The organism is Pseudomonas sp., from assembly GCF_037994325.1.
In the GTDB taxonomy this organism is placed as follows: Bacteria; Pseudomonadota; Gammaproteobacteria; order Pseudomonadales; family Pseudomonadaceae; genus Aquipseudomonas.
Genome location: NZ_JBBNAH010000705.1, coordinates 1 through 8262, shown reverse-complemented (window position 1 = coordinate 8262; position 8262 = coordinate 1). Strand labels below are relative to the sequence as shown.

Sequence of the window (8262 nt, the reverse complement as noted above, 5' to 3'; positions counted from 1 at the left end):
GCGCCACCCTGATCGGCAATGGCCCGGAAGCCATGAGCAAGGTGTCCATGGTCGGCAACGATTTGGCGCTGGATAGCGGCGTGGGTGTTTGCGGCAAAGACGGGCAGTCGGTGCCAGTCGGAGTGGGACAGCCGACGCTGAAGATTGATTTGATTACCGTGGGTGGGACTGGCGGCGCGTAGGTTGGGTTGAGCCAACGGCGAAGCCCAACAAACCGGCCGAAGGCCGGTGCGTATCGGTCCCGTTGGGCTTCAGCGCTTAACGCAACCCACGCTTGGTTTCATCCAGTTCGCGGATGTATTTGAAGATTTTGCGTGTGGCGGCCGGGGCTTTGTTTTGTGCCGTTTCATGCTGGGCCTGACGGATCAGCTGACGCAGGTGGGTACGGTCGGCGTCCGGGTATTCGGCGACAAAGGCTTCAAGCACGTCGTCGGTGCCAGTGGCCAAACGGTCACGCCAGCGCTCAAGGTTGTGGAAGCGTTCGTTGTACTGCCGGGTCGAGGCATCAAGTTGATCCAGCAGTACCAAGATTTCATCGATGTTCTGATCACGCATCAGCTTGCCGATGAACTGGATATGCCGTTTACGGGCGATGTTCGCCGTGTGTTTCGGCGCTTCGGCCAGGGCGCGACGCAGGGCGTCGGTCAGCGGCAGTTTGTCGATCAGGGCGGGTTTGAGCGTGGTCAGGCGTTCGCCAAGGTCAACCAGCGCATGCAGTTCGCGCTTGACCTGAGTTTTGCTCTTCTCTTCGGAGAAGTCGTCGGAATAGTCAGACATGGGGCAGATCCAGTTGGAAACGCCGCCATGATAACGAGTCAGAGGCCGCTTGTCCGGCCTGGCCAGGTGACTGGTCTTAGAACTGGAGTTGTAGGTTATGAGTGCAGCAGACGTAGTTGGGCCGCAGGCCCTGCCGCAATTGCAGGAGCAGGTCGCGCGAATTCTCGCCGAAGCCAAGGCCCAGGGCGCCAGCGCCTGCGAAGTGGCGGTATCGGTGGAGCAGGGCTTGTCGACTTCGGTGCGCCAGCGCGAAGTGGAAACCGTCGAGTTCAACCGCGACCAGGGCTTTGGCATTACCCTCTACTTGGGCCAGCGCAAAGGCTCGGCCAGCACCTCGGCCAGCGGCGATGCAGCGATTCGTGAAACCGTTGCAGCCGCTTTGGCCATCGCGAAACACACCTCGGAAGACGATTGCTCGGGCCTGGCTGACGCGGAGTTGATGGCGCGTGACCTGCCTGACTTGGACCTTTACCACGCCTGGGATATCACCCCCGAGCAAGCCATTGAGCGCGCGCTGGAATGTGAAGCCGCCGCTTTTGACGCCGATGCGCGAATCAAAAACGCCGATGGCACCAGCCTCAATACCCACCAAGGTTGCCGCGTATACGGCAACAGCAACGGTTTTGTCGGCGGTTACGCCAGCACCCGGCAGAGCTTGAGCTGCGTGATGATCGCCGAGGCCGATGGCCTGATGCAGCGCGATTATTGGTATGACGTTAGCCGCTGTGGTGAAGATTTGGCCGACGCGGCGAGCATTGGTCGCCGCGCCGCCGAGCGCGCCGTAAGCCGCCTGGGCGCGCGTCCGGTGCCGACCTGTGAAGTACCGGTGTTATTTGCTGCTGAACTGGCCACTGGGCTGTTCAGTCATTTTCTCTCGGCGGTGTCGGGCGGCAGCATTTACCGCAAATCGTCGTTTCTCGAAGGCAGCTTGGGGCAGATGGTATTTCCTGAGTGGTTAAGCCTGGATGAGCGCCCGCATATTCGTGGGGCGCTGGGCAGTGCTTCTTTCGATGGCGATGGCTTGGCCACCTACGGCAAGTTTTTTGTCGAGAAGGGGCAGTTGCAGTCCTACATTCTTGGCACCTATTCGGGCCGCAAGCTGGGCATGCCGAGCACGGCCAACTCCGGGGGCGTGCATAACCTGTTTGTCAGCCATGGCGATGAAAACCAGAAGGCCCTGCTTAAGCGTATGGGCCGTGGCCTGTTGGTCACTGAGCTGATGGGCCAGGGGCTGAATATGGTGACCGGCGATTATTCCCGTGGCGCGGGTGGTTTCTGGGTCGAGAATGGCGAAATTCAGTTCCCGGTTCAGGAAGTGACCATCGCCGGCAACCTGCGCGATATGTTCAAGCAGATCGTCGCAGTGGGTAACGACCTGGAGCTGCGCAGCAATATCCGTACGGGCTCGGTGTTGATCGAAAAAATGACCGTCGCTGGCAGCTGATTTCTTCGTAAGGCGCACGACTGGGCGTGCGCCGAGGCTGTATTTCTACCCAGCTCGCGGTATTTCCCTTCTTGTTGTTTATCTGGCGTGTTCTGCGTTTTCGCCGAATATCGCTGCATTTTATTGCCTTAAATTCGACCTTTAAATCGACTGTTGATTATTCTTCCTAAATAAGAATAAATGTCATCAAGTTTTTTAGAGGTTGAGTTATGGCGCTGCGATCCCCTTTTGGTCCGTGTTTGGACTGCTGGTATTGGCAGGGTTTGCGTATTCGTTGCGCACTGTTGCCGAACGAACCGCGCTTGCTCGAGGTGCATTGGGCGCAGGGTTGCGAACTGGTGGAACACGGCCAGATCAGCCCGTGGAAGATGTCGGTCTGCACCCTGAATTTGCTGCTCGATACCGCCTGCGATCCGGTGCTGCCTTGGCATTGGCGCAGCGTATGTCTCGACCACGCTTACCGCTCCCTCTACGCCATGCAGCACCTAGCCCAGGACATGGATCAGCACGGCACGCTCAATCGCCTGCGCAACCGCCTGGCCACGCTGCAACTGGCGCCCTCCATCGCTTTCTCTGAATTGGCACAAGGAAATCCTTATGAGTAATTTACGCAGCGAACGCGACAGCATGGGTGAGCTGGCGGTCCCGGCCGAGGCGTTGTATGGCGCCCAAACTCAGCGTGCGGTGAATAATTTTCCGGTCTCGGGTTTGCGTATGCCGGTGCCGTTTATTCGGGCGTTGATCTTGGCCAAGGCGGCTGCAGCGCGGGCCAACGTCGAGCTGAAACAGATCACGCCGGAGCAGGGTGATGCCATCGTCGCCGCCTGCCAGCAATTGCTCGCGGGCGACTTTATTGCGCATTTTCCGGTGGATGTGTTCCAGACCGGCTCCGGCACCAGTTCGAATATGAACGCTAATGAGGTGATCGCCACCTTGGCGTCGCGCATTCTCGGCGAGCCGGTGAACCCCAACGATCACGTCAATTGCAGCCAGAGCAGCAACGACATTATCCCCACCACCATTCATGCCAGCGCCGCCATCGAACTGCACGAACGCCTGCTGCCCTCGCTCGGTCATTTGCTTAGCGCGCTGTGCGAAAAATCGCTGGCCGTGCAGCCCTATGTAAAAACCGGGCGCACCCATTTGATGGACGCCATGCCGGTGCGTATGAGCCAGGTGCTGGACGGCTGGGCGCAGCAGATTCAGAGCAATATTCAGCACTTGCGTCTGCTGCTGCCCAGCCTGCAAGCCCTGGCTCAAGGCGGCACGGCGGTGGGCACCGGCATTAACGCTCACCCGCGCTTTGCTGAAACCTTCTGCCTGGAGTTGAAAGAACTTACCGGCCTGCACTTCACGCCAGGGGATAACTTTTTCGCCCTCATCGGTTCGCAAGACACCGTCGTAGCAGTCTCCGGCCAGCTGAAAACCACCGCCGTGTCGCTGATGAAAATCGCCAATGACCTGCGCTGGATGAACTCTGGCCCGCTGGCTGGCCTGGCGGAAATTGAGCTGGAGGCACTGCAGCCGGGTTCGTCGATTATGCCCGGCAAGGTCAATCCGGTTATTCCGGAAGCGGTGGCCATGGTCGCCACCCAGGTGATCGGCAACGACGCCGCTATTACCGTGGCTGGCCAGTCCGGCAACTTTGAGCTCAACGTGATGCTGCCGGTGATTGCGCAAAACCTGCTGTACAGCATCGAGTTGCTGACTAACGTCAGCCGTCTGCTGGCCGATCGTGCCATCGCCACCTTCAAGGTCAATCAACCCAAGCTCAATGAAGCCTTGGCGCGTAACCCGATTCTGGTGACCGCGCTCAACCCGATCATTGGCTACTTGCAAGCTGCCGAGATCGCCAAGCTCGCCTACAAGGAGGGCCGCGCGATTATCGACGTGGCGCTCGAACATACCGACCTCAGTCGCGACCAGCTTGAGGTGTTGCTGAATCCGGAAAAACTCACCGCTGGCGGCTTGTAAGACTTTCTTCCCTCGTTGTGTGGAGGCGTCCATGAAGCATTGGCAAGGCATGATGAAAATCGGCAATCAGCTGTTCGGCGCGGGCGATTTCTATTCGGCGCGCGAGCAGTACCTGCAAGCCCTGGCCTTGGCCCAGGTGCTGTTCGACCGCTGGGCGAATGCAGATGAAGCGGTGGCTGCGTTGGTGATTTCCCACCATAACCTGGCCGATTTACACCTGCGTATCGGCCAGCCAGAAGAGGCGGCGGAATACCTCTGCGCGGTGCATGAGTACCTCTTGGAGGCCTCGGAAAGTCCGCGTCTGCCAGGGGTGTTGCGCGACACCGCGTTGCGCCATAGCCAGCGCACTTACACCGAACTTCTCAGCTTTATCGCCGAGCACGGCCAATACCCGAGCACCGAGTATTTGCTGGCCTGCTCGCGCATTACCCATAAGCCACAGCGGGTGATCAAGTCGGGTCATCGCGTCCTTAGTCACCGCGTTTACGGAGAGTCCTGAAATGACCTACAGCTTGCCTGCACTGCCTTATGCCTATGGCGCGCTTGAGCCGCACATCGACACCCAGACCATGGAGATTCACCACAGCAAGCACCATCAGGCTTACATCAACAACCTCAACGCGGCGCTGGAAGGCAATGCGCTGGGCCAGTTGCCGGTAGAAGAGTTGCTGACCCGTCTGAGTGACGTACCGGAAAACCTCCGTGCTGCGGTGATCAACAACGGCGGCGGCCACGCCAATCACTCGCTGTTCTGGCAGGTGATGGCTGAAAACGCCGGCGGCCTGCCGCAAGAAGAATTGGCCGCCGCCATCGACGAGCAATTGGGCGGCTTCGAAAAATTCAAAGAGGCCTTTACCAAGGCGGCACTGACCCGCTTCGGCAGCGGCTGGGCCTGGCTGAGCGTGACCCCGGAGAAAAAATTGCTGGTGGAGAGCAGCGGCAATCAGGACAGCCCGTTGATGACCGGCAATACGCCAATCCTCGGCCTGGACGTATGGGAGCACGCCTATTACCTGCGCTACCAGAACCGTCGCCCGGAATACATCGGCGCGTTTTTCAACGTGATCAATTGGCCCGAAGTGCTGCGCCGTTATCGCCAGGCACTGAGTTGACGTCGCCGCTGACGGTGGTTTGCTGACAAGGTTTACTCATGCCCGTTTCCCTGCACTCGTTGTCCACCGTAGGCGGTAAACCGCTGCGTCGTTCCCTGGGTTTTCTGATCGTTATCGCCGGCGGTTTTTTACTGTTTCGCCAGGCGGAGGCGCTGCTGTTGGTGCATCCGCATCTGTGGCGTGCGTTGCAGGGCGGCATGCTCTGTTCATTGGGTACGGCGCTGGGCGCCTTGCCGGTGTTGCTGCTGCGGCGGGTGGCCGCCTCGGTGTCGGACGCCATCATGGGCGCGGGCGTTGGCGTGATGCTGGCCGCCACGTCGTTTTCGTTGATTATGCCGGGGCTCGCTGCTGCCCGCGCATTGGGATACGGCGAGGTGATGGCCACGGCGTTGGTCAGCTTTGCGGTGTTTGTTGGGGCCATTGCTTTGTTTCTGGCTGGCCGGCTATTGCCGCAAACGCCGATGGTGCATGAGCTGCCGGCCGATCACGCGCTGCCGGTGATCACTCCGAAAGTGGTGCTGTTTGTGGTGGCGATCGTACTGCACAACATTCCTGAAGGCATGGCCGTGGGCGTGTCATTTGGCGCAGCAACGCAGACGGCCGATGCGCTGACCATGGGTATCGCCCTGCAGAATGTGCCCGAGGGTTTGATTATTGCGCTGGTGCTGGTGGCGGCCGGTATGTCGCGGATTAAAGCCACCGCCATTGGCGTCGCCTCAGGCTTGGTAGAGCCGCTGTTTGCCGTGCTGTGCGCGTGGCTGGTGGGGCTGTCGGAAATCTTGTTGCCGTGGGGGTTGTCTCTGGCGGCGGGGGCGATGCTGTTTGTCATCACCCACGAAATCATTCCGGAGCTGCACCGCAAAGGTAACGGCACCTACGCCAGCCTGGGGCTGGCGACCGGATTCTGCTTGATGATGGTGCTTGGCGCCGTGCTGGCACGTTAGCGGGGGAGGGGCGTTACTCGCCTTCGTCGAAGCGGTTGTTAATCAACTCCACCAGCGCAGCCAGGGCTTCATCGCCTTGCTCGCCTTCGGTGCTCAAATGAATGGCTGTGCCTTTGCCGGCGGCGAGCATCATAACCGCCATAATGCTTTTGCCGTCGACGCTGCTTTCCGGCGAGCGACCGATACGAATCTGGCACGGAAAACGGCCGGCTACGCCAACGAATTTGGCGGCGGCGCGGGCATGCAGGCCGAGTTTGTTGATGATGGTGATTTCACAGGCAGGCATTGCTGCTTAAGTCCTTCTAAAAAGATTCGGCCATTAAAGATCGCGGTGGCGAACCTGAATATTTTTTAGGGTTTTTTTCAGTTCTTTGCCCAGGCGATCCGCCAGGTATACCGAGCGATGATGACCGCCCGTGCAGCCAATGGCGACAGTGACATAAGAACGGTTGCTGGCGGCGATACGCGGCAGCCATTTGTGCAAATAGGCATAAATATCGTCGTACATTTCCTGTACGTCGGGCTGTTCTTGCAGGTATTCAGCGACTACCAAATCCAACCCTGAATGCTCACGCAGCTCAGGCTTCCAGTACGGGTTGGGCAGGCAGCGCACATCGAACACTAAGTCGGCATCTACCGGCATACCACGCTTGAACCCAAACGATTCAACCAGAAACGCCGTACCCGGCTCCGGCTTGTTCAGCAGGCGCAGCTTTAAGGTGTCGCGCAACTGATAGAGGTTCAGGTGGGTGGTGTCGATTTTCAGGTCAGCCAGATCGGTGATCGGGCTTAGCAGCACGCTTTCGTCGTGGATAGCTTCGGCCAACGAGCGTTCGTCGCTGGTCAGCGGGTGGCGGCGACGGGTTTCGGAAAAGCGCTTGAGCAGGGTTTCGTCGTCGGCGTCCAGATACAGCACATCGCAATGGATATGCCGGGCCCGAACTTCGGCGAGAATTTCTGGAAAACGTTTGAGTTGGCTAGGCAGGTTACGGGCGTCGATGGACACCGCCACCAAGGGTTGCAACAGCTCGGTGTGCAGCAGCGAGCGTTCGGCTAACTCGGGCAGCAGGCCCGCAGGCAGGTTATCAATGCAGTAGAAGCCATTGTCTTCAAGCACATCCAGCGCCGTGCTTTTACCTGAACCGGAACGGCCACTGACGATGATCAAACGCATGCACAGTCACCCGTTCGCTTAGCGGCCGTTTTGTACGTCGACGACAACCTGGTAGAGACGTTCGCTGGTAGGGGCGTGGCGCAGTTGTTCGCGAACATCGCTACGGTCGAGCATGCTGGCGATCTGGCGCAATAGCTCCAAGTGTTCGTCGGTAGCCGCTTCTGGCACCAGCAGCACAAACAGCAGGTCAACCGGTGCACCGTCAATGGCGTCGAAGTCGACCGCCGATTCCAGGCGCAGCAGGGCGCTGATGGGCGAGGGGCAACCGGGCAAGCGGCAGTGTGGAATGGCGATGCCATTGCCAAAGCCGGTAGAGCCGAGTTTTTCCCGGGCTACCAGACTTTCGAAAATGTCTTGGCCGTCGAGGTCGGGCAATTCGCGGGCGACCAGGTTGGCAATTTGTTCGAGTACACGCTTTTTACTGCCTCCCGGCACGCCCACAAGGGAGCGGCCGGGGGTCAGGATATTTTCAAGTCGAATCATGGGTTGGGGTGGTGTCAGCGAGCTGTGGCGCCTTGCAGGCGACCTAGCTGCTTTTCCTTATGTTTGATGAGTTGGCGGTCGAGTTTGTCGGTAAGTAGATCGATAGCTGCGTACATGTCGTCATGTTCGGCGTTGGCGACAACTTCGCCACCGGCGATGTGCAAAGTTGCCTCGATTTTCTGTTTGAGCTTCTCGACCTCCATGGTCACTTGCACGTTGGTGATCTTGTCGAAGTGGCGTTCTAATCGACTGAGTTTTTCGTCGATGTAGTCGCGTAGGGCGTCGGTCACATCCAGCTGATGTCCACTGATGTTGACTTGCATACCGCTTTCTCCTTATTGCCGTGTGTAAGAG

The 8262-nt window shown here is 58.9% G+C and carries 11 protein-coding genes and 1 pseudogene; 7 read left to right on the top strand and 5 right to left on the bottom strand.

Annotated features, from left to right (window positions below):
• A pseudogene (gene tldD / locus AAAB16_RS23355) lies at positions 1-182 on the top strand (metalloprotease TldD); the annotation flags it as partial.
• A gap of 76 nt (positions 183-258) precedes the next feature.
• Here the strand turns inward: tldD and yjgA are convergent.
• Positions 259-777 (bottom strand): ribosome biogenesis factor YjgA, encoded by a 519-nt coding sequence (gene yjgA / locus AAAB16_RS23350; RefSeq protein WP_340665493.1) that lies wholly within the window; start codon positions 775-777, stop codon positions 259-261.
• A 97-nt stretch (positions 778-874) separates the two neighbouring features.
• Here yjgA and pmbA point away from each other — a divergent pair, with 97 nt between their 5' ends.
• From pmbA to AAAB16_RS23320, 6 genes are all read left to right on the top strand, one after another.
• On the top strand, positions 875-2221 hold the full coding sequence (pmbA, locus tag AAAB16_RS23345) for a metalloprotease PmbA (protein WP_340665492.1): 1347 nt from the start codon (positions 875-877) through the stop codon (positions 2219-2221).
• 302 nt (positions 2222-2523) lie between these two features.
• Positions 2524-2826: a hypothetical protein gene (locus AAAB16_RS23340; RefSeq protein ID WP_340665491.1), complete on the top strand. Its 303-nt coding sequence runs from the start codon at positions 2524-2526 to the stop codon at positions 2824-2826.
• A complete protein-coding gene (locus tag AAAB16_RS23335; protein ID WP_340665490.1) occupies positions 2819-4195 on the top strand; it encodes a class II fumarate hydratase in 1377 nt (458 codons plus the stop codon). Before AAAB16_RS23340 ends, AAAB16_RS23335 begins: the two co-directional genes overlap by 8 nt.
• Positions 4196-4226: 31 nt before the next feature.
• Positions 4227-4694: a hypothetical protein gene (locus AAAB16_RS23330; RefSeq protein ID WP_340665489.1), complete on the top strand. Its 468-nt coding sequence runs from the start codon at positions 4227-4229 to the stop codon at positions 4692-4694.
• Between the two features lies 1 nt (position 4695).
• Complete coding sequence (locus AAAB16_RS23325; protein WP_340665488.1) at positions 4696-5307, top strand: superoxide dismutase; 612 nt, start codon at positions 4696-4698, stop codon at positions 5305-5307.
• Positions 5308-5345: 38 nt separating this feature from the next.
• A complete protein-coding gene (locus AAAB16_RS23320) occupies positions 5346-6251 on the top strand; it encodes a ZIP family metal transporter (RefSeq protein ID WP_340665487.1) in 906 nt (301 codons plus the stop codon).
• A 13-nt stretch (positions 6252-6264) separates the two neighbouring features.
• On the opposite strand, the gene AAAB16_RS23315 is transcribed toward AAAB16_RS23320, so the two are convergent.
• From AAAB16_RS23315 to raiA, 4 genes are read right to left on the bottom strand one after another with little or no spacing between them, the layout of a single operon-like run.
• Complete coding sequence (locus tag AAAB16_RS23315; RefSeq protein WP_340665486.1) at positions 6265-6537, bottom strand: HPr family phosphocarrier protein; 273 nt, start codon at positions 6535-6537, stop codon at positions 6265-6267.
• A 33-nt stretch (positions 6538-6570) separates the two neighbouring features.
• A complete protein-coding gene (gene rapZ, locus AAAB16_RS23310; RefSeq protein WP_110616721.1) occupies positions 6571-7425 on the bottom strand; it encodes an RNase adapter RapZ in 855 nt (284 codons plus the stop codon).
• A gap of 18 nt (positions 7426-7443) precedes the next feature.
• Positions 7444-7908, bottom strand: coding sequence for a PTS IIA-like nitrogen regulatory protein PtsN (gene ptsN / locus AAAB16_RS23305; protein WP_110616720.1), 465 nt, complete (start codon positions 7906-7908; stop codon positions 7444-7446).
• A gap of 14 nt (positions 7909-7922) precedes the next feature.
• Positions 7923-8231: a ribosome-associated translation inhibitor RaiA gene (raiA, locus tag AAAB16_RS23300; protein WP_108096173.1), complete on the bottom strand. Its 309-nt coding sequence runs from the start codon at positions 8229-8231 to the stop codon at positions 7923-7925.
• Positions 8232-8262 lie beyond the last annotated feature (31 nt).